This window comes from Brachyspira intermedia PWS/A (assembly GCF_000223215.1).
In the GTDB taxonomy this organism is placed as follows: domain Bacteria; phylum Spirochaetota; class Brachyspiria; order Brachyspirales; family Brachyspiraceae; genus Brachyspira; species Brachyspira intermedia.
The window spans coordinates 2,774,729-2,796,691 of the sequence record NC_017243.1 but is presented as its reverse complement, the minus strand read 5'-3'; the positions used below and the strand labels follow the sequence as shown (position 1 = coordinate 2,796,691).

At 28.3% G+C, this 21,963-nt stretch carries 18 protein-coding genes and 1 tRNA gene; 16 read left to right on the top strand and 3 right to left on the bottom strand.

Features of this window, described 5'->3' with window-relative positions; genetic code table 11:
- The first annotated feature begins 23 nt into the window (after positions 1-23).
- From BINT_RS12120 to BINT_RS12085, 8 genes are all read left to right on the top strand, one after another.
- Complete coding sequence (locus tag BINT_RS12120; RefSeq protein WP_014488874.1) at positions 24-704, top strand: ribonuclease HII; 681 nt, start codon at positions 24-26, stop codon at positions 702-704.
- Between the two features lie 39 nt (positions 705-743).
- Positions 744-1,535 (top strand): Cof-type HAD-IIB family hydrolase, encoded by a 792-nt coding sequence (locus tag BINT_RS12115; RefSeq protein WP_014488873.1) that lies wholly within the window; start codon positions 744-746, stop codon positions 1,533-1,535.
- A gap of 75 nt (positions 1,536-1,610) precedes the next feature.
- A tRNA-Gly gene (locus BINT_RS12110) sits at positions 1,611-1,683 on the top strand.
- 78 nt (positions 1,684-1,761) lie between these two features.
- Positions 1,762-3,072 carry a trigger factor gene (locus BINT_RS12105; RefSeq protein ID WP_014488872.1) on the top strand — a complete coding sequence of 437 codons (1,311 nt, stop codon included), beginning with the start codon at positions 1,762-1,764 and terminating at the stop codon, positions 3,070-3,072.
- 58 nt (positions 3,073-3,130) lie between these two features.
- The gene (gene clpP / locus BINT_RS12100) at positions 3,131-3,712 is read left to right on the top strand and encodes an ATP-dependent Clp endopeptidase proteolytic subunit ClpP (RefSeq protein ID WP_008729298.1); all 582 of its coding nucleotides are present in this window, start codon (positions 3,131-3,133) and stop codon (positions 3,710-3,712) included.
- A gap of 179 nt (positions 3,713-3,891) precedes the next feature.
- Positions 3,892-5,124 (top strand): ATP-dependent Clp protease ATP-binding subunit ClpX, encoded by a 1,233-nt coding sequence (gene clpX / locus BINT_RS12095; protein WP_014488871.1) that lies wholly within the window; start codon positions 3,892-3,894, stop codon positions 5,122-5,124.
- Between the two features lie 82 nt (positions 5,125-5,206).
- Complete coding sequence (efp, locus tag BINT_RS12090; RefSeq protein ID WP_014488870.1) at positions 5,207-5,770, top strand: elongation factor P; 564 nt, start codon at positions 5,207-5,209, stop codon at positions 5,768-5,770.
- Entirely contained in the window at positions 5,770-6,333 is a 564-nt protein-coding gene (locus tag BINT_RS12085; protein WP_014488869.1) for a hypothetical protein, read from the top strand. The genes efp and BINT_RS12085 overlap by 1 nt, the downstream gene beginning before the upstream one ends.
- Positions 6,334-6,731: 398 nt before the next feature.
- On the opposite strand, the gene BINT_RS12080 is transcribed toward BINT_RS12085, so the two are convergent.
- Positions 6,732-8,318, bottom strand: a complete 1,587-nt coding sequence (locus BINT_RS12080) for a peptide ABC transporter substrate-binding protein (RefSeq protein WP_014488868.1) — start codon at positions 8,316-8,318, stop codon at positions 6,732-6,734.
- A gap of 94 nt (positions 8,319-8,412) precedes the next feature.
- The gene (locus BINT_RS12075; protein ID WP_014488867.1) at positions 8,413-10,029 is read right to left on the bottom strand and encodes a peptide ABC transporter substrate-binding protein; all 1,617 of its coding nucleotides are present in this window, start codon (positions 10,027-10,029) and stop codon (positions 8,413-8,415) included.
- Positions 10,030-10,747: 718 nt separating this feature from the next.
- Between BINT_RS12075 and BINT_RS12070 the strand changes: the two genes are divergently transcribed.
- From BINT_RS12070 to BINT_RS12035, 8 genes are all read left to right on the top strand, one after another.
- The gene (locus BINT_RS12070) at positions 10,748-12,094 is read left to right on the top strand and encodes a butyryl-CoA:acetate CoA-transferase (RefSeq protein ID WP_014488866.1); all 1,347 of its coding nucleotides are present in this window, start codon (positions 10,748-10,750) and stop codon (positions 12,092-12,094) included.
- A 68-nt stretch (positions 12,095-12,162) separates the two neighbouring features.
- Complete coding sequence (locus BINT_RS15380; RefSeq protein WP_014488865.1) at positions 12,163-14,082, top strand: acyl-CoA dehydrogenase family protein; 1,920 nt, start codon at positions 12,163-12,165, stop codon at positions 14,080-14,082.
- Positions 14,083-14,125: 43 nt separating this feature from the next.
- Positions 14,126-15,340: an FprA family A-type flavoprotein gene (locus tag BINT_RS12060; RefSeq protein ID WP_014488864.1), complete on the top strand. Its 1,215-nt coding sequence runs from the start codon at positions 14,126-14,128 to the stop codon at positions 15,338-15,340.
- 140 nt (positions 15,341-15,480) lie between these two features.
- Positions 15,481-17,100 carry a hypothetical protein gene (locus tag BINT_RS12055; RefSeq protein ID WP_014488863.1) on the top strand — a complete coding sequence of 540 codons (1,620 nt, stop codon included), beginning with the start codon at positions 15,481-15,483 and terminating at the stop codon, positions 17,098-17,100.
- A gap of 88 nt (positions 17,101-17,188) precedes the next feature.
- Positions 17,189-18,265 (top strand): peptide chain release factor 1, encoded by a 1,077-nt coding sequence (prfA, locus tag BINT_RS12050; RefSeq protein WP_041177460.1) that lies wholly within the window; start codon positions 17,189-17,191, stop codon positions 18,263-18,265.
- A gap of 19 nt (positions 18,266-18,284) precedes the next feature.
- On the top strand, positions 18,285-18,992 hold the full coding sequence (locus BINT_RS12045; RefSeq protein ID WP_014488861.1) for a hypothetical protein: 708 nt from the start codon (positions 18,285-18,287) through the stop codon (positions 18,990-18,992).
- Between the two features lie 23 nt (positions 18,993-19,015).
- Complete coding sequence (locus tag BINT_RS12040) at positions 19,016-20,455, top strand: spiro-SPASM protein (protein WP_014488860.1); 1,440 nt, start codon at positions 19,016-19,018, stop codon at positions 20,453-20,455.
- A 2-nt stretch (positions 20,456-20,457) separates the two neighbouring features.
- On the top strand, positions 20,458-20,889 hold the full coding sequence (locus tag BINT_RS12035; RefSeq protein ID WP_014488859.1) for a hypothetical protein: 432 nt from the start codon (positions 20,458-20,460) through the stop codon (positions 20,887-20,889).
- A 74-nt stretch (positions 20,890-20,963) separates the two neighbouring features.
- Here BINT_RS12035 and BINT_RS12030 read toward each other — a convergent pair whose 3' ends face one another.
- Complete coding sequence (locus BINT_RS12030; protein WP_014488858.1) at positions 20,964-21,950, bottom strand: sugar phosphate nucleotidyltransferase; 987 nt, start codon at positions 21,948-21,950, stop codon at positions 20,964-20,966.
- Positions 21,951-21,963: the final 13 nt, after the last annotated feature.

Sequence of the window (21,963 nt, the reverse complement as noted above, 5' to 3'; positions counted from 1 at the left end):
TTTTTATGAAGATGTACTAATATATGGATATGTTTTTAGATAATAAAGCTGATAAATTTGTTTATGAGAGAGAATATTTATCATTAGGTTATAAATATATATGCGGCATTGATGAAGTAGGTAGGGGCTGTTTATTTGGTCCTGTTACAGTTGCTGCTGTTATAATGCCTTTAGAACTTTATAATGAAACAGAATTAATAAATGAAAATATAGTTGAAGGCGTAGATGATTCAAAAAAAATATCTGCCAAAAAAAGAGAAGAACTTTATGATAAAATTATAGATAAGGCTTTATGCTATAGTATTTACTCTGTTGATTCAAAAACTATAGATGAGATAAATATTTATAATGCTGTAAAACTTGCTATGGTTAATGCTATTAATGGTTTGAATATTAAGCCTGATATATTATTAATAGATGCAGTAAAATTGGATACAGATATAAAACAATGTTCTATAACTAAAGGCGATTCTAAATCATATAGTATAGGATGTGCAAGTATAGTTGCAAAAGTATATAGAGATAGAATGATGAATGAGCTTCCTGATTCTTATCAGAAGTATAAAGTTGCAAAAAATAAAGGTTACGGTACTAAAGAGCATATGAAATATATAGAAATGTACGGCCCTAGCGATATGCATAGATATTCTTTTGAACCTATAAAATCAAATTATAAAGAAACAGAAAATGATTTATTATTATAAAATACTTGTTTTTGATAATTTTTATGATAATATATTTATATGATTGATAATATAAAATTAATAGCCACAGATTTAGACGGCACATTTTTTAATAGTAATAGTGCTATAAGCGATTATAATAAAGATGTTTTTCAATTTCTAATGAAAAACGGTGTAGAAATAATATTAGCTACAGGAAGAGCTTTAAACAGTGTAAAGCATTATAAAAATATTCTCTCTAATGATAATTATTCTATAATATTTAATGGTGCTGCTATAGTAGATAATGAAGGAAATTTTATATACGATAAAGTTATAGACGCCAATACATCAAAATCTATTATAAATATTTATGATAAATATAATGTCTATTTACATGTTTATAAACAGAATATACATATAGCTTCAGATATTGATTTTTATTTAAAAAGATACATTGAAAAAGAAAAAGTAAATGATGTTGCTATAGGTTTAGAAAATATTGAAGATTTTGAATTCAATAAAATGGTATTTATAGGCGATAGAGAAGAACTTGAAAGGCTTCAAAATGATATAAGAAATAGTTTTAATGTTCATACATGTTTTTCTCATACTAATTTTCTAGAAGTATTAGCCTCTGGTATTAATAAAGGCAGTGCTTTAGAATGGATATGCAGTCAAAAAGGTATAAAAAGAGATGAAGTAATAGCTTTCGGCGACAATTATAATGATATTGAAATGATAGAGTATGCCGGAGTAGGCGTTGCTATGGAAAATGCAGAAGAAGCATTAAAGAAAAAGGCTGATTATATATGTTTAACAAATGATGAGGACGGAGTAGGTAAATTTTTAAAAAAATATATGAAATTTTGATGCTATTAAATATATTTTTGTTAGTGTACTATTGACATTTTTTTTATTTAATGTTATATTGCTTTCAATGTCTATGCGGGAATAACTCAGTTGGTAGAGTTTCTGCTTGCCATGCAGACTGTCGCGGGTTCGAGTCCCGTTTCCCGCTCATTAATAAACCCCAATAGATAACTTCTTTTCTATTGGGGTTATTTTTTTTATTTTTAATTTTAAAGGTATTGCTAAAATGGATATTAAAGATTTAAATTTTGAAACTTCAACAGATGAAAAAGATTTAGTTACATTGAAAATCACTATTTCTAAAGACGCTTATGATAAAGAATTAGAAAAACAAATAGAATATTATAAGCCTAGAGTTAATGTTAAAGGTTTTAGAGTAGGTCATGCTCCTAATAATATTATACTTTCAAGATACAGAGAAGCTTTAGAAGGTGCTACTAATGAAGTTTTAATAGAAGAGGCTTGGAATACTTATCATGATGAGAAAAATGTTAAGGCTTTAGGTACTCCTAAACTTCTTAATTTAGACAAAAAAGATGACGGACTTCATCTTGATTATGAATATTATCCTATACCTGAATTTAACTTGCCTGATTTGGCTTCTATAAACGTAGAAAAAAATAAATATACAGTTGATGATAATGTTGTAGAAGAAGCTTATAAACTTTCTCTTCAAAGATTTTCTCATTTTGAAGAAAGCGAATTAAAATCTGAACTTGGTGACAGAGTTTTTGTAAAAATAGAATTTGATGATGATGCAAATAAAAAATATGATAAAGAACTTACTGTAGTTGCCAGCGATGATGAAAATGAAAGCATATTTGCTAAAAATGCTGTAGGTGTAAAAAAAGATGATAAAAAACTTCTTAAAACTTTTGTTGACGGCAGAGAAGCTACTTTAATAATGAATATAGTAAAAGTAGAAAAACCAGATATGAAAGATGATTCTAAAGAAGAAGACAGACAAAAAGTAAAAGAATCATTAAAAGAACATTTAATAAAAAGAGCAGAAGACAGAGCTAACAGCGAACTTATTAATGATACATTGTTTAATAAATTAATAGAGTTAGTTAATATTACTCTTCCTAAAGGTTATTTTGAAGAGCAATTAGAAATCTCTTTAAATGAATTTGAAAGATCTATGTCCAGCAGAGGAATGAGTAAAACTGATTTCTTAATTTCTGTTGCTAAAACTGATGAAGATATCAAAAAAGAATATGAGGAAAATGTAAGAAAGCAAATCACTTTTGATATGATTATGGCTAAACTTTCAGAAACTTATAAAGATTCTATAACAGTAAATGAAGAGAAAGCAAAAGAATATGCTAACAGAATGTATCAGTATCAAAGCTATATGGGACTTGCTAAACTTCCTAAAGAAGAACAGCAGAATATAATTAATTATATAATGCGTGATGCTCATACTAGAGCAACTTCTGAAGCTATAATGGATTATGTTAAAGAGCATGTAAATGTTTCAGAAAAAGATGCAGGCGAATTTAAACCTGAAGAAAGCGATGTTTGGGGCGGATATTAATAATTAATTGTGATAATAGGTAATTAGAGAGGTAATATATAGAATGGAGAAGAATTATATGACTATACCTTATGTAATAGAGCAAACAAGCAGAGGAGAACGTTCCTACGATATATATTCCAGACTTTTAAAAGATAGAATTATATTTTTGGGCGGCGAGATTAATGATGATGTTGCTAATGTAGTTATAGCACAGCTTTTATTTTTGGAATCAGCTGATCCTGAAAAAGATATTTCTTTATACATTAATAGTCCCGGAGGAGTTGTTACAGCTGCTTTAGGTATGTATGATACTATGCAGTATGTTAAGCCTGATGTTGCTACTTTATGCGTTGGACAAGCTGCTTCAGCAGGTGCTTTACTTCTTGCAGGCGGTGCTAAAGGTAAAAGATTTGCTACTGCTAATTCAAGAATAATGATTCACCAACCTTCAGGTGGTTCTAGAGGTATGGTTACTGATATGGAAATACAATTAAAAGAAACTATTCGTTTAAAAAGTATTCTTAATAATATCATGGCTAATCATACAGGTCAGGATATCAAAAAACTTGAAGCTGATATGGACAGAGATTATTTTATGAGTGCTGATGAAGCTAAAGAATACGGCATCATAGATAAAGTTTTTTCAAGCAGAGAATAATTTTTTCAAATTGAAAATATATAAAGCTAATAATCTTTTTATTAAGTTTATTAGCTTTTATTTTTAATTTTTTTATTGTAATTTTTTATTGCAATAGTTTTATTATAATATAGAATATGCTAATTAAATTTTAATTATTGTTATTTTTATAAAAAACAATATGGTTGATTTGGAGAGATATGTCTAAAAAGAATAATGATAAGAAAGAAGTTTGTTCTCTTTGCGGAAGAGAATTAAAAGAATTAAGCCGATACATTGAAGGCAATGAAGGATATTTATGTTCAGATTGTTCTTCCATAGCGAATGACTATTTTAACATGAATATGCAAAAGAAAAAATCTAAAGAAAAAGATTATGATATAAAAATAGTTCCTCCTAAACAGATTAAAGCATTACTTGATGAATATGTTGTAGGGCAGGATTATGCTAAAAAAGTATTGTCAGTAGCTGTTTATAATCATTATAAGAGAATAACGCAGAATACTGAAGATAAAAATGATGTAGAAATAGAGAAGTCTAATGTACTTTTGATAGGACCTACAGGAAGCGGTAAAACATTATTAGCAAGAACTTTAGCTAAGGCTTTGAATGTACCTTTTGCTATTGCTGATGCCACTACTGTAACAGAGGCCGGTTATGTAGGCGATGATGTTGAGAATATACTATTAAGACTTATACAGAATGCTGACGGAGATATAAAATTAGCTGAGAAAGGCATAATATATATTGATGAGATAGATAAAATTTCTCGTAAAAGCGAATCGCGTTCTATAACAAGAGATGTATCAGGTGAAGGAGTTCAGCAGGCATTATTAAAAATAGTTGAAGGCACTGTTGCTACTGTTCCTCCTCATGGCGGAAGAAAGCATCCTCATCAGGATAATTTGCATATAGATACTTCTAATATACTTTTTATATGCGGAGGTGCTTTCATTGATATAGAAAAGTCTATAGCTGAAAGAACTTCTAAAAAAGGTTTAGGATTTGCTGCTGAAGTTAATTCTATGGATAATCTCAATTATGATGAGATAATGAAAAATATTGCTACTGAGGATTTAGTTAAATATGGTCTTATACCGGAGCTTATAGGAAGGCTTCCTGTTATAGCTACTTTAGAAGAGCTTAAGGAAGAAGAGCTATTAAAAATATTAAAAGAGCCTAAAAATGCTTTAACTAAACAGTATCAGAAATTATTTTCTTATGACAATATAGAATTAAAAATAGATGATGAGGCATTAAAATCTATAGTTAAAAAGACTATGGAAGAGCATACAGGTGCTAGAGGTTTAAGAGCATTATTTGAGCGTGTTATGCTTGATGCTATGTATGATATGCCTACAGATGATAAAGAAAAGCAAGTATTTGAGCTTGATAAAAAATATGTTAATGAAAAATTAGGTATTGATGATTAATGATTATCAATATTGAAATTTTATCTTTAATAAAATATAATTCACAAACTAAAAATTAATAAATTTTATATAGGGGTTTTTAATGTTACCAGTAAATGATTTAAGAAAAGGCGATGCTATAATTTTAGACGGAGAAACTTATTTAGTAGTAGATGCACATTTTCACAGAGCACAGCAAAGAAAGGCAAATGTTAAGACAAAATTAAAAAATATGCTTAAAGGAAATATGATAGAAAAAACTTTTTCTTCTACTGAAAGCGTTGAAGAAGCTGATTTATCATATAAAAAAGCTCAGTATCTTTATGAAGAAGGCGACAGTTATGTATTTATGATATTAGACAATTATGAACAAGTTCATGTAAGTGCTGATATATTAGGAGACAGCAAATATTATTTATTAGACAGCTGTGAAGTTGATTTACAATATATTAATGATGAAGTTACAGCAGTACGTTTCCCTATTCATGTAATATTAGAGGTTACTTATACAGAACCTGGATTTAAAGGGGATACTACTGGTACTACTTTAAAGCCTGCAAAACTTGAAACAGGTATAGAAGTTAATGTGCCTTTATTCATAAATATAGGTGATAAAATTAAAGTTGATACTAGAGATGACAGCTATGTTGAACGCGTAAACAAATAATGCTTTACATACTATATATTATTTCAGCTTTATTCTTATTAATAACCATATTTTTTATAAAAGTTAATTATTTGATATATATTGCAATAGCTTTTTTTATACTTCATATAATATTTACTAAATCTGTTTTTATGACTATAAAAAAGCTATTGTATTTAATACCTTATTTCCTAGCTATATTCATAATTCAGGCTTTAAACTCAAGAGGTGAGTATTATAATTTATTTGGATTCTATATTGATAAAGTAGGGGCGGATTTTACAATTATCTATTTTATCAGAATAGCTTCTGTACTTTATTTCCTATCAATTTTCTTTATTATCATAAAAAAGTTAAAAGTGCCAAATGGATATATTTTTGATGAGATGATAAGAATAAGTATCTTTATGAAAATAGTAAGAAAGTCATTTTTTGCTGAGTTTGCTAAAATAAGAGATAAAAACAAAACTTTTCAAGAAAAACTTAATTTAATAAAGAATTTACTTGAGAATGTTTATAATGATTCTTTTAGACTTTATCCTTATGATATGCTTATTTCTCACTATAGAAATTTAAAAAAATAGATTTATTTTCATTCCCCGCCCTTTATATTTACTGCTTCATTTTTAATATTAGTTTTTCTATTTTTTATTGTTTAATTCAGATATTAAGTACCCACCCAAAGCGGAGGGTGGATTTTTTGTCTATTCAACGCACGCTGAGAGAATCTAAAACTTTAAATCAAGTTATAAATACAATTTTTATTATATTATAAATTTTGCTAAACGTGCGGTAAGCAGTATAACAAACCTAATTACAGCTAGGGTGGGTCATGCTTTTTCTTAATTTAGCCTTATATATAATAAATCTTATAATTCAAAGTTGATCTTAAATCTAATGGGCGGGGTATGTAATTGATTTTAACAAAAAAAGGAAATCAGCAGAACCGACTTCCTTTTTTATATAAATTTATTTTTTTGAATTATTTTTCTAAATATGAATAATGGAATCTGTATTTAGCCAAAGGATCAAGTTTATAATCTTTAAGCTGTTTTGAAACCATTAAAGCATTTGCTCTGTAATGTATAGGTATTATAGGCATATCATACATAAGTATTTTTTCAGCTTCATGAAGAACTTTCATTCTTTCCTGAGGATTAACTATATGTTTAGAGCTTTCTATAAGTTTATCATATTCAGGATTATTGTAGCCAGGATTGCTTGGAGCATAGCTTAAATATAATTCAAGCATAGTCATAGGATCATTATAATCACCAGTCCAACCGCTTAAAACCATCTGATAGCTTAAATCTCTGAAACTCTGAAGTATAACAGCCCATTCTCTAGGTACTATAACAGCATCAACACCAATATTCTTCCACATTTGCTGTATAGCTTCAACCATAACAACATTACCGTCATTTGCCACTAAAACCTCTAAAACAGGATAATTCTCACCATTAGGATATCCAGCCTCAGCCATCAATTTTTTAGCCTCTTCTATATTTTTCTGATAATCATTGCTTTGTACGCTAATATAATCTCCGCCTTTTTCTCTGAACTCGCCTTCATAATCACTTATTAGAGGAGGAACGAATGCACCTGCAGGTTTCTGACCAGATTTGTTTATTGAATCTACTATATAGTTTCTGTCAATAGCAAGAGCTAATGCCCTGCGAACTCTAGAATCTTTCAATGCTTCGTTTGTAAGGTTCATTTCAAAGAATACAGTACCATAAGCCTGATTCATAACTATTAAACCTTCTTTCTGAAGATTATCAACTTCCTGAGTAGGTACTAAATTAGAAAAATGTATTTGTCCGTTTCTCAAAGCAGCTAATGCAGTGTTTTTATCTGATATCATTGATATTGTAATTTTCTTAGCAACTATTGAATCTTTATCATAATAGTTAGTATTAATTTCCATAACTATTTTATCATCTCTAACTCTTTCAGTCATTTTATAAGACCCATTACCTATATAACTTTCAGGAGTTGATACCCAATCATCACCATATTTTTCTATGATGTCTTTTCTAACAGGTACAAACATATCAGCAAGCTCTAAAAAATATGCAGTAGGATTTTCTAATGTTATTTCTATAGTGTAATCATCGATCTTTTTTATTCCTAATTCTTCAACATTCACATCGCCGCTAGATATTTTTAATGCATTTTTTACAGGAGCCATAAGCGAAGCATAAGGAGCAGCAGTTTTAGGATCAACAAATCTTTTATAGCTATATACAAAATCATCAGCAGTAACAGGTACTCCGTCAGACCATTTAGCATTAGTTCTCAAATAGAAGGTATAAGTAATTCCATCTTCACTCATTTTATAGTTTTCAGCCATTCCGCCGACTATTTTTCCATCTTTATCCTTTTTCATAAGACCTTCAAAAAAATGTCTTATATAAACAGTACCTGCACTTGCAGTATTAAGATGAGGATCTATAGTAGCAACTTCTCCTCCTAAAGATACAACTATGGAATCATCTTTAGTTTTGCTAGATGAACATGAAAATATGAAAAGTGATAATATAACTATTAAGATTAAAAATTTTTTCATCGCTTTTGTCCTTTTATAAATATTCTATATTTTAGTATAAAATTATAAAAAGCACAAATTTTTATATAATTTATTGAAAATAGTATTATATTTTTTATTGATTTAAATCTATATAACAATAATTAAATCTATGCCTTCCTAATGGATTTAAAACAATATCTTTTAAATAAGGTGATACTATAAAAGAATCAGCTTTATAGTATAAAGGTATAATAGGCATTTCATCTAATAATATAGCTTCAGCTTGCTTCATATTTTCCATTCTTAAATAATTGTTTGTGTATATTGTCTTAGCTTCTGTTATAAGTTTATCATATTTTGCATTAGAAAAACCCGAATGATTAACTCCTCCATAACTAACCATCACATCAAGCATAGTCATAGGATCATAATAATCACCAGTCCAACCCATTCTTGCAATTTGATATTTCTTTTTTGTAAGAGCCATTAGTGTAGCTGGAAATTCTTCCTCTATTAAATCAATATCAATATTGAGATTATCTTTCCACATTTTTTGTATAGCTTTTCCTACTTCATAAAATAAACCAGGAGATACTTTAAGCTCTAAAATAGGATAATTATCCCCATTGGGGTATCCTGCTTCAGTCATTAATTCTTTGGCTTTTATTATATTTTCATTATGTTTATCAATATTTATAAAATTTGATGACTCTTCTCTAAAATAAAATCTTGATCCTTTTACAGCTGGCGGTACAAATGCTCCTGCTGGTGTTTGAGCTCCTTTAACTACATGTTCTACTAGGTATTTTCTGTCTATAGCTAATGATAAAGCCTGTCTTACTCTTTTATCATTTAACGCATCATTTGTTATATTTAATTCTAAATAAATTGTTCCTATAGCCTCATTTAACTTAATATATCCATCTTTCATAAGATATTCTATCTCACCAGGAGAAGGTTCTAATGATGAAAAATGTAATTCGTTTTTCTTAATTTTTTCTACCATATCAAAAACATCAGCACTTGGTATAAAAGTAAGTCTTTTTGCTATTATTTCATTTTTATCATAGTAGAAAGGATTTTCCTCAAATACTATTTTCTCATCTTTAATTCTCTCTTTAAGTATATATTGTCCATTACATACATAAGTTTTTGGTTTTAATGTCCATTTATCTCCATATTTTTCTATTACATCCTTTCTTAAAGGCAAAAATACTCCTGAAGATGCTAGAAAATCTAAAAAATACAAAGATGGGGTTTCAAGTACTACTTTTAATGTATTATCATCAATAGCCTCTACTCCCAAATTTGTAATATCCATATTTCCTAGATTTATATTTTTTGCATTTTTAATTATTTCAAGCATATATGAATATGGAGAATCTAAATTTCTATCTAAAGCTCTTTTCCAACCATACTCAAAATCAGATGCTTTTACAGGTTTGCCATCAGACCATTTTGCATTTGTTCTCAAATAAAAAGTGTATATTAGTCCGTCATCGGAAATATCCCATTTTTCGGCTATACCAGGCGCAATATTGTTATTTTTATCTATCTTTGTAAGTCCTTCAAATGCATGTAATAGATAAGTACCTACTACCCCTATAGAGTTTAGTGTCGGATCTATAGTAACAGGTTCGCTTCCCATATTAATTATTATATCTCTAGTTGGATCTATTGCAGAATTTTTTCTATTACAGGAAATTATTATAAGCAATGTAAAAATAAATAATATTCTTTTTATATTCACAGATTGCCCCCTAAAATAGTATTCATAATATAATATTATACCTATTTCCTATAAAGTCAATATAATTCTCAATATATAGTATAATTGTATTAATATAGTTGTTTATTCGTTATAATAAATGTGGTTTATTATGTATATAATATGAATTATTTATATTATGGGTTTAAGCGTTAATTTTAATGATTTTTTATTATGAAATTATTAAAATTGTATTTTATTCATATATAGTATTAATATATATAAAAAAGACTGTAATTATATATAATAGATTTAATTATTTATTAGCTTTTATATTTTAGGATATATAATGCATGTATGGTTATACCGATACCTGGTATAATTATGTTGTTTTAATTGTTTGTGTTTTTTATAATTTTAATAAGTTGTAGAAAAATATGTTAAAAAGTTAAGTTTATTGTATGTATATCAATAAAAATTCAGCTGCAAATAGGATAAAACTATGTAATTTTGTGTAAATAACATTATTTTTATAGAAAATATTTTTATATTGTATATTTTTAGGTTTAATATGAATTTTATTCACAATAATAAATATTTATTAATATTAGTTTCTAAATAAAAATTGAATAAAATAAATTTTTTTAAAAATAAAATTAAAAAAATGCCTGTAAATGAAAATTCAATTGACAATTGAATTGAATTTTACTATACTAGAGTTTATTAAAATAACTATTAAAAAATTAATTGGAGGTATTTCATGGATTTCAAAGCCTTATATAAACAAAAATTAACAACTGCTGATGAAGCAGTTAAAGTTATAAAATCTGGCGATTGGATTGACTATGGTTGGGTTACTGCTACAGTAATAGATTTGGATAAAGCTTTAGCAAAAAGATTGCCTGAATTGACAGATCTTAATTTTAGAGGCGGTATATTAATGTGGGAGCCTGAAATTTTTAAGATAGAGAATCCTGAAAAACATATTACTTGGAATTCATGGCATATGTCAGGTTTAGAAAGAAAAGCAGTTGATAAAGGTTTTTGTTTCTATGATCCTATTCGTTATTCAGAAATGCCTAGATATTATAGAGAGTTACCAAGAGGAATAGATGTAGCTATGTTCCAAGTATCAGAAATGGATGAAAATGGCTATTTCAATTTCGGTCCTAACGCTTCACATATGCAGGCTTTAATAGAGAGATCAAAATGCGTAATAGTAGAAGTAAATAAAAATATGCCAAGATGTTTAGGTGCTGCTAATATAGGCGGAGAGGCTGTACATATCAATCAGGTAGATATGATAGTAGAAGGAAGCAATACTCCTATAAAAGAAATGCCAGGAGGCGGTGCTACAGAAGTAGATAAAACAGTAGCTAAACTTATAGTAGAAGAAATACCTAACGGTGCTTGTTTACAATTAGGTATAGGAGGTATGCCTAATGCTGTGGGTTCATTAATAGCTGAATCTGATTTGAAAGATTTAGGTGTTCATACAGAAATGTATGTTGATGCTTTCGTTGATATATCTTTAGCAGGAAAAATTACAGGTTCTAAAAAGAATATAGACAGAGGCAGACAAACTTATGCATTCGGTGCTGGTACTAAAAAATTGTATGATTATATACATAATAACCCTGAATGTTTATCAGCTCCTGTAGATTATACTAATGATGTAAGAGTAATTTCTTCTATAGATAACTTTATGTCAATAAACAACGCAGTAGAAATAGATTTATTCGGACAAGTAAGTGCTGAATCAACAGGATTCAAACATATAAGCGGTGCAGGCGGACAATTAGACTTTGTATTAGGCGCTTATTTATCTAAAGGCGGTAAGAGCTTTATATGTTTATCTTCAACTGTAACAGGAAAAGATGGACAATTAAAATCAAGAATAGTTCCAAGTTTTGCTAATGGTACAGTAATTACAGATACTAGAGCTAATACACATTATGTAGTAACAGAGTATGGTAAAGTAAACTTAAAAGGTTTAACTACTTGGCAAAGAGCTGAGGCTTTAATCTCTATAGCACATCCTGATTTGAGAGATGGCTTAATAAAAGAAGCAGAAAAAGCTAAAATTTGGAGAAAAAGTAATAAATAATAGAGACAATATCAATAACTTTTATATACTATTAAATAAATAAAATAATATTGTTAAAGGAGAAGCAAATGTTTAAAACAACAGAAAAGCATGAAGAACTTCGTGCCAAAATTAGAGCATGGGCTGAAGAAGTTGTAACTCCAATAGCTCATGAGCACGATCAGACAGGTAAATTCCCAACAGAAGCTGTAAAACAATTAGGTAAAGGCGGATTAGACATTATGGGTTTGCCTTTCGAAACAAAATACGGTGGAGCAGGATTTGATAATATTGCTTATGCTATAGCTGTAGAAGAACTTTCAAGAGTAGATGGAAGTATGGGCGTAATTTTATCAGCTCATTGTTCTTTAGGTAGTTATCCTATCTATGCTTTCGGTACTGAAGAACAAAAGAAAAAATATTTAGTTCCTCTTGCTGAAGGTAAAAAATTAGGTGCTTTCGGTTTAACTGAACCAGAAGCTGGATCTGATGCAGGCGGTACAGAAACTACTGCTGAATTAAAAGGTGATCACTATATATTAAATGGTGAAAAAATATTCATAACTAACTCTATAGAAGCTGAAAGTTATGTAGTATTTGCTGTTACTACTCCTGGTATCGGAACTAAAGGTATTAGTGCTTTCATCGTTGAAAAAGGCTGGGAAGGTTTTGAATTCGGTGAAAAATATGACAAATTAGGTATTCGTGCTTCTGCTACAGCTCAGTTACTTTTCGATAACGTTAAAGTTCCTAAAGAAAACTTGCTTGGTAAAGAAGGACAAGGATTCAAAATTGCTATGCAAACTCTTGACGGCGGACGTATTGGTATTGCTGCTCAAGCATTAGGTATCGCTCAAGGTGCTTATGAAGCTGCTGTAGCTTATTCTAAAGAAAGAATACAGTTTGGACGTCCTATCGCTCAGCAACAAGCTATCGCTTTCAAACTTGCTGATATGGCTACTAAATTACGTGCTGCTAGACTTCTTATCTACAGTGCTGCTGCTATGAAAGACAGACATGAACCTTATGGTACTGAATCTGCTATGGCTAAATTATATGCTTCTGAAATAGGTTTGGAAGTTGTTAACCAAGCTCTTCAAATCCATGGTGGTAATGGATATATTAAAGGTGCTTATATAGTAGAAAGAGCTTATCGTGATGCTAAAATTTGTACTATTTATGAAGGTACAAGTGAAATACAAAAAGTTGTTATTTCTGCTGCTATACTTGGTAAAATGCCTAAAGCTCCTGTTGCTGCTGCTGGTCCTATGGCTAAAAAAGGTCCTATTACTGGTGAAAGAAGAAATATCATCTTCAAAGAAGGTTCAGCTCAAGATAAAGTTGATGCTTTAGTAGCTGCTCTTAAGAAAGATGGAATTGACTTCTCTGTAGGTATTGATATTAATACTCCTATTGTTAATGCTGAAAGAGTTGTTTCTGCTGGTAAAGGTATTGGTGGTAAAGAAAATATGAAACTTGTTGAGGACTTAGCTAAAGCTGCTGGTGCTGCTATAGGTTGTTCTCGTCCTGTTGCTGAAGAATTGAAATACTTACCTATCATCAGATATGTTGGTATGTCAGGTCAAAAATTCAATGGTAACTTATACATAGCTTGCGGTATTTCAGGTGCTAACCAACACTTAAAAGGTATCAAAAATGCTTCTATCATCGTAGCTATCAACATCAAAGGTTCTGCTAAAATCTTCAAAAATGCTGACTATGGTATAGTTGGAGATGTTAAAGAAATTCTTCCATTGTTGGCTAAAGCTCTTGATACTGGTGCTAAGAAACCTGCAGAAGTACCATATAAGAAAATGAAAAAGATTACTCCTAAGAAAACAATCGAATTACCTAAAATCTATGTATGTAGCGGTTGTGGTTATGAGTATAATCCATTCATTGGTGATCCAGAATCTGAAATAGCTCCAGGTACAGACTTTACAGCTCTTCCAGAGGAATGGGTATGTCCTGAATGTAGTGAAGAAAAAGCTAACTTCATTAAGGCTTAAAATATAAACTTAATTATTAATAATTTTTTGAGGAGGAAAAATAATGCATTGCGTTAGAAAAGTTACTGAAGATTTATATTGGGTTGGAGCGAATGAACATCGCTTGGCTCTATTTGAAAATGTACACCCTTTAACTAAAGGTGTTTCTTATAACTCTTATGTTCTTTTAGATGAAAAAACAGTTCTTTTTGATACAGTTGACTGGGCTGTTTGCAGACAATTCTTAGACAACTTAGAATATGTTTTAAACGGTAAAAAACTTGACTATATGGTTATTAACCACATGGAACCAGACCACGCTGCTTCTATAGATGAAGTTTTAATCAGACACCCTGAAACTAAAGTTATAGCTACTGAAAAAGCTTTCATGTTTATGGATCAGTTTGGTTTCACTATTCCTGAAGAGAAAAGAGAACAAGTAAAAGAAGGTGACAGCAAAAAATTCGGTAAACACGAAGTTGCTTTCGTAGCTGCTCAAATGGTACACTGGCCAGAAGCTATGGTTACTTTTGATACTACTAATGGAGTATTATTCTCTGCTGATGCTTTCGGTTCTTTCATCGCTTTAGACGGAAGATTATTCAATGACGAAGTTAATTTTGACAGAGATTGGTTAGATGAGGCTAGAAGATATTATACTAACATTGTTGGTAAATATGGCCCTCACGTACAAAACTTGCTCAAAAAAGCTGGCGGAATTATTGACAAAATTAAAATGTTCTGTCCTTTACATGGACCTATTTGGAGAAACAATCTAGGTTATATCCTTGATAAATACAACAAATGGAGCACTTATGAGCCTGAAGAAAAAGGTGTATTAATCGTATATGCTTCTATGTATGGTAATACTGAAAATATGGTTGGAGTTTTAGCTGCTAAATTAGCTGAAAAAGGTGTTACTAATATAGCTATGCACGACGTATCTAGCACTCACGTTTCTTACTTGATCGCTGATACTTTCAAATTAAGCCATGTTGTATTAGCTTCTGTTACTTACAACCTTAATATTTATCCTCCAATGCATAGTTATTTAGATGATATGAGAGCTCTTAACGTTCAAAAACGTAAGTTTGCTATCATAGAAAACGGTTCTTGGGCTCCTAAATCTGGTGCTTTAATGCAAGAATTCATTGAAAACAACTTGAAACAATGTGAAATCTTAGATGCTCAAGTTTCAGTTTCTTCTTCTATGAAAGCTGCTAACGTTGGTGAAATGGACGCTTTAGTAGACGCTATAGTTGAATCTATTAATAAATAATAAACAATAATTATTTATTAAGCTATATAATAAAGACCGATTCAAGTGATGAACTTGAATCGGTTTTTTTATTAAACCATTTTTAAATTTTGACGAAGATAAAAACAATATAGATAATATAAATAAGGAAATAATTTTTTATGGTAAGTATTAAAAGACAAAGACAGATTAAGTTATTTTTTATATTATCTATTATATTAATTGTAATAATTTCTTTATTTATTATATTTGGGTATTTTCCTTATGGGCTTCATAAAAAAAATATGTCTGAAGTAAAAATGCCAAAAGATAATATCGCTTATGTAAGTGTCAAAAGTTTAGATAAAAGTGTGCTTAAATTTTCTGACTCTATATATGCTTATAGAATATCACATGATGAATCTATGTATGATTTTTCTATTTTGCTTAGAAAGGCAGATGCATTTGCTGACAGATTAAGAACAAATGATAATTTCTTGGTTAAAATGGCTTCTAAACCAATATTAAGAAGAAATGCTGCTTTACTTTTTTGGGGTTATAATGGCAGTTTAGATAATTCGGAAATTTTTTATTTATTTGATATAGGAAGATTGAATTCTTTCATATTTAAATCTTTTTTTAATTCTGAAAATTTAACTATAGATAATATTACTTATGAAGTAAAAAAGATTAATTATAATGGAAGCAGAATATATGCTTTAGATAATGGAAGTCCTTATTTATTCTTTAATTTTTATAAAGGGCTTTTAATAGTTACTAAAAATTATAATCATATAAAAAAATTAATTGATTTTTTAAACTCTGATACTGACGGCATTAGCGAAGTCAAATTACTTAATAATGTTGAAAACAAATATGAATCAGATATTTCTTTCTATGTTAATAAACAGCTTTTCGATTATAATAAATGTGAAGGCTCTTTACTATTTACTCCGTTACAATTTTTTGATAATGCATATTCAATATATGGAAATGCTAAAATAAATAATGATAATGGATTAATGGATATTTTTGTTGATTATGAATACGGCGGTTCTGAAAGATATTCTCTTTATGGTTTAGATGGGTCGATAGATATACAGAATTATTTACCTAAAGAAAGAACTGTTATGTATTTTGCTTTGAAATCATATTTGGCAGGGCTTTATCCTATAATGTATAATGATTTGAAAATGGATCATAATAATAAATTATATTCTGAATTATACAATTTATTTACAAAGATGAATGATGTTTATTCATTTGGAAGTATTATAAATGATTTGTATGGTGAGATGGCTGTTGCATATATAGAATCAAAAAGATCTGAATTGATATATCCTCTAATGATTTTTAATATAGAAAATGATACTGCTTTGCTTCCTAAATTGGAAGTTGCATTATTAGAAAAATATCCTAATCTCATTAAAAAAGAAAGAAATTATAATAATAGTTATATATATTCTTATGATTTAAATAATGGAAATATGTTCTATTATACTTTTGTAGATAAAGTATATTTTGTAAGCGAGAATGAAAAGGCCATAGAAACTATTATAGACAGTGTTTATGACGGAGAATCTTTAGATACATATATAAAATCTCAGATATCAAAAAATATCAATCCTGATTATATATTTACTATACAGCTTGCGAAATCTCAAGATATATTAAGATATTTCAATATACCTTTAAGGACTTGGAGTTATCCTAACAGTATAATAATAGGTTCTACTATTAATTCTAATTATACACATATTAATATAGATTTTAAAGCTAATTTTAATAGTGTAAGTAAATAATTTGAATAATTAAGAAAATTTTATAATAGTTGATAAATATCATTATTTGTATATAATTATACTTATTTTTTGGAGTGGAATTTATTTTATGTCAATAATTGATAAACTGTCATTGGTAGAAAAAACTTATGAAGATATAGTGCAGAAACTTAATGATGCCAACATAAAGGATAATAGAGTTATACAGGATTTGATGAAAAAAAAATCAGAGATAGAAGATATTGTAGAAGAATATAAAAAATTAAAAGTAGTATTAAAAGAAATAGATGAATCCAATGAGATGATTAATAATCCTGATACTGATAAAGAGCTTAAAGATATGGCATTATTAGAGATAGAGGAACTTAATCAAAAAAAAGAAGATATAATAAATGGTCTTAGACTTCTTTTACTTCCTAAAGATAAAAATGACGGAAAGAATATTATAGTTGAGATTAGAGTAGGTACAGGAGGAGATGAATCTGCTTTATTTGTAGGCGATTTATTTAGAATGTACACTCGTTTTATAGAAAGAACTAATTTAAAAATGGAAATAATAGATACTAGCCCTACGGAGCTTGGAGGATATAAAGAGGTTATATTTTCAGTATCCGGAAAAGATGCTTACAGAACATTGAAATTTGAAAGCGGAACTCATCGCGTACAGAGAATACCTGCTACAGAGTCAGGCGGAAGAATACATACATCTGCTTCTACTGTTGCTGTTATGCCTGAAGCTATGGAAAGCGATGTTGTTATAAAAGATGAAGACATAAGAGTGGACATATTCCGTTCAAGCGGACCGGGAGGACAGTCTGTTAATACCACTGACAGTGCAGTTAGAATCACGCATTTACCTACTGGATTAGTTGTGCAGTGTCAAGATGAAAAAAGTCAGCATAAGAATAAGGCAAAAGCATTGAAAGTTCTTCGTGCTAGAATATATGAGAAAGAAGAAGCTGAGAGAAAGGCAAAGGAAGCTAAAGAAAGAAGAGAGCAGATTGGTTCAGGAGATAGAAGCGAGAGAATAAGAACTTATAATTTTCCTCAAAACAGAGTTACAGACCATAGAATAAATGTTACTCTTTATAAATTAGATAGATTTATGGACGGTGAAATTACAGAGATAACTGATGCTTTATTTAAAAAAGAACAAGAAGATATGCTTGCTTCATATTCTGATTAATACTTTATGAGTTATTTTTATGAAAGATATAGAAAATATATTAGGTGAAGAAAAGATTATTCATAAATTATATGATGATGATCCTGTTATTAGATATATAAAAAGTTTTGATAATGTTTTATATGCAGATTATTCTTATAGCGGAAATGATTCTTATGAAACTTATGATTCTTTGATTGGATTATTTGCCTATCATAAAGATGATAAATATTTATTTTGTGAATTCGGATATTTTAAAGAAAATAGAGAAGAATTAAAACTCATTGTAAGCGATTATCCTGAATATATAACTTTAGATAATTATGAACTTACTAATGAAGTATTTAATGATTTAATTAATTTACATAATATTTCTATGAATCAGTTTAGTGCTTTAATGATAGGGAAAAATGAAATAGATAATATAAAATCTAATTCTTTAAAAAAAATAACTTTAGATGAGTTTATAGAAATTTTTCCTCATAGATATATAAATAACAGAATAAGATTTTCATCAAAAGATAAACGATATGAAAGAATATATATAGATGATATATCAGAAGATTTAATTTACAGATGTTCCTATTGCGGGTCTTCTAATTTATCCAAGATAGTAAATAATGATATTAATAATTTGCAGGATATAGATGTTCTTGATTATGACGATGATGCAGAAAAGAGTTTGTATATATGCAAAGTATGCGGTTTGATATCAAGAAGTCCTGATAATATTATGGATTATATTTAATTAATTTTTATAAGAGGTAAAAGATGAGTTTTTTAATATTAGCTGATAAAACTTTTTCCAATGAGTTTTCTGAAGAATTTGATAGTATCTTTAATGATAAGATTAATATTTTAAAAGAGAAATTAAATTGCGATGTTAAATATATAGAAAATAATGATCTTGAAAAAATAGAAAATTATTTGAATAACATATATAAAGAAAGCGAAAATTATGACAATATAATTTATATACCGGGAAATATGCCTTTATTTAATGAAGATGAAACGATTAAATTAACTAAGATACATGAAGAAAATATATCATATTTTAGTTATGGTGAAAATTATCCTTCCGGCATAGTACCTTTTATAATAAGAAGAACCGCTTTTGAAAAATTATTTAATATTATAAAAACTAAAGATATTAAAGTATCTGAAAATGCTATAAACAATATTGTGTTTGTTGATCCTAATTTTTTTGAAATAGAAATACTTATATCTGAACATGATATGAGATATTATAGACTTTCTCTATTTGCTGATAGTAAGAGAAATGCTATTTTAATAAAAAAACTCATCAATTATAAAGATTATAATGAAATGGTGAAAGCAATAGAAGAAAATCCAAGCATCAGAAGAACATTGCCTTCATTTGTAGAAATAGATATTAATAATAGACAAAATGTATTGAATAAATATTTATTGAAAAATGAAACTATAAAAAATGAGCTTTCAAAAGAAGAAAAGAATATCACTTTAGATGAGTTTAAAACTATTTATGATAAACTTTATAATTTTTGCGGCGATTTCCATATGTCTATAGGAAGTTATTATGAACCTCTTTTGAATAAAGATGTTTTTGATATATTAGAATATTCTACAAGAAATAAAAATGTTAATGTATATTTAGAAACTAATGCATTGCTTCTTGACAGCGATAATGCCAAGAAATTATTATCTATGCAATCAGAGAGAAATAATCTTCATGTTATAATACATTTAGATACTGTAGAAGAAGATGTTTATAACAAGATATATGATAATGGCGATTTGAAAACTATTATGTCTAATATAGATTATTATTTGCTTAGAGAGCCTAAGAATACTTATTTACAGATAACTAAGCAGAAAGATAATTTTGATTATTTAGCTTCATATTATAAATATTTCGATAAATACAAAGTAGATATCATAATGCAGAAATACTACAACTACAGAGGCATGATAGATGACAATAGAGTAGGGGATATGGCTCCTATTATTAATATAGGCTGCTGGCATTTGTCTAGAGATTTATTTATAGATAGTTACGGAGATGTTTATATTTGCAGATTTGATATAAACAAAGAAAAGAAAATAGCTTCTATATATGAAGAGAATATAGATAATATATGGAAGACACTTGAAAATTATTTTATTGATAATGTTTGCAAGAAATTAGATTTTTGTAAGAATTGTGATGAATGGTATTTATATAATTTTTGATTATGGAAAATATAATAGTAAAATATTTGGAATTTGTTTTAGCTTGTTATGTAGTTAGATTTTTAGCTACAAGATTCGTACTAGAATTTCAATCGGTTAAAAAATTCTATTATAGAAGAGAGATATTGCCTGGTGTTCGTAATTGGAATAATAGAATAAAGATGATATATTATTTTGAGTTTTTTTCTTTTATTCAAAGTTTACTCATAGCATTATTTTTTATGGTATTTTCTCATTTTGTGCCTTTGAAAGAGCATTTAAAATTAATTATAGGATTTTTAACATATTCATCTTTGATAATAGCAGATAAAGTGAGATTTTCAATACTTCTTACTAATTATCCATATTCTCTTTTAATAATGGATACAGGAATATTTTTATTTGTGAGTTTTTTGCAGTTTATTGTAATGGCTTTTATGAATGCTACATTATAAAAGCTATATTATAAAATAAAAGGAAGCTGTCATATTTATAATGAAGCTTCCTTTTTTTAATATTGCAAATATTATTAATTTTGTTCTATTGTGATAGAGGCACCTATATCCATTGAATGAGTTTTTCCTTTATATGTAACTTTTTCAGAGATTATAGAATTGTCCATAAATGCATTAGATATATTAACTTCTTCAAATATAATGCTGTTTTTTAAGATGGAGTTTTCTATTTTTGAATTCTTTCCAATATGTACATAAGGGCCTATTACAGAATTTTCTATTTTTACATCTTTATCTATGAATACAGGGGGTATTATAGCGGTGTCTTTTATACCTTTGCTTAATATCTCATGCTTAATGATAGATTTATTTGTTTCTATCATAGTAGATTTTTCACCGCAGTCATACCAGCCATCTAATTTAAATGTTTTAAATATAATTGAGTTTTCTATCATATATTCCAAAGCATCTGTAAGCTGATATTCATTTTTAGTTTTTATATCATTTTTTATAATGTAGTCTATAGCTTCAAATAACTCTTTGGTATTAACTATATTGTACATACCTGTAAGAGCTAAATTACTTATAGGCTCTTGTGGTTTTTCAACTAATTTTGTTATAACACCTTGCTCATTCAATACTGCTACTCCGAATCTGCTTGGATTATCAACTTCACATACTCCAAGAGAATTTTCATTTTTGCTTACTATATTTGACAGATTTAATTTGAATATGGTGTCTCCTAAAATAATAAATATTTTGTCATCATCTTTTATATGTTCTTTTGTAAGTGATATAGCATGAGCCAAACCTTTATACTCTTTTTGCTCTACAAATGTTAGTTTTATATTTGTATATTTATTACTTAAATATTCAATCATTTGATCTTTTAAATAACCTACTATAAATATTACTTCTTCTAAATCTTGTATAGAAGATATTTCAGTCATTATAAAATCAATAATTGTAGAGCCCGCTATAGGAAGTATTGGTTTGGGTTTTGTAATAGTATGCGGTCTTAATCTAGAGCCTTCTCCGGCTGCTGGTATAATAACTTTCATTTAACCCTCAAAT

Excerpts from the sequence above, each read along its gene's own strand:
- BINT_RS12120 (WP_014488874.1), top strand. The coding sequence starts at position 24 with ATGGATATGTTTTTAGATAATAAAGCTGATAAATTTGTTTATGAGAGA.
- BINT_RS12115 (WP_014488873.1), top strand. The coding sequence starts at position 744 with ATGATTGATAATATAAAATTAATAGCCACAGATTTAGACGGCACATTT.
- BINT_RS12105 (WP_014488872.1), top strand. The coding sequence starts at position 1,762 with ATGGATATTAAAGATTTAAATTTTGAAACTTCAACAGATGAAAAAGAT.
- clpP (WP_008729298.1), top strand. The coding sequence starts at position 3,131 with ATGACTATACCTTATGTAATAGAGCAAACAAGCAGAGGAGAACGTTCC.
- clpX (WP_014488871.1), top strand. The coding sequence starts at position 3,892 with ATGTCTAAAAAGAATAATGATAAGAAAGAAGTTTGTTCTCTTTGCGGA.
- efp (WP_014488870.1), top strand. The coding sequence starts at position 5,207 with ATGTTACCAGTAAATGATTTAAGAAAAGGCGATGCTATAATTTTAGAC.
- BINT_RS12085 (WP_014488869.1), top strand. The coding sequence starts at position 5,770 with ATGCTTTACATACTATATATTATTTCAGCTTTATTCTTATTAATAACC.
- BINT_RS12080 (WP_014488868.1), bottom strand. The coding sequence starts at position 8,318 with ATGAAAAAATTTTTAATCTTAATAGTTATATTATCACTTTTCATATTT.
- BINT_RS12070 (WP_014488866.1), top strand. The coding sequence starts at position 10,748 with ATGGATTTCAAAGCCTTATATAAACAAAAATTAACAACTGCTGATGAA.
- BINT_RS15380 (WP_014488865.1), top strand. The coding sequence starts at position 12,163 with ATGTTTAAAACAACAGAAAAGCATGAAGAACTTCGTGCCAAAATTAGA.
- BINT_RS12060 (WP_014488864.1), top strand. The coding sequence starts at position 14,126 with ATGCATTGCGTTAGAAAAGTTACTGAAGATTTATATTGGGTTGGAGCG.
- BINT_RS12055 (WP_014488863.1), top strand. The coding sequence starts at position 15,481 with ATGGTAAGTATTAAAAGACAAAGACAGATTAAGTTATTTTTTATATTA.
- prfA (WP_041177460.1), top strand. The coding sequence starts at position 17,189 with ATGTCAATAATTGATAAACTGTCATTGGTAGAAAAAACTTATGAAGAT.
- BINT_RS12045 (WP_014488861.1), top strand. The coding sequence starts at position 18,285 with ATGAAAGATATAGAAAATATATTAGGTGAAGAAAAGATTATTCATAAA.
- BINT_RS12040 (WP_014488860.1), top strand. The coding sequence starts at position 19,016 with ATGAGTTTTTTAATATTAGCTGATAAAACTTTTTCCAATGAGTTTTCT.
- BINT_RS12035 (WP_014488859.1), top strand. The coding sequence starts at position 20,458 with ATGGAAAATATAATAGTAAAATATTTGGAATTTGTTTTAGCTTGTTAT.
- BINT_RS12030 (WP_014488858.1), bottom strand. The coding sequence starts at position 21,950 with ATGAAAGTTATTATACCAGCAGCCGGAGAAGGCTCTAGATTAAGACCG.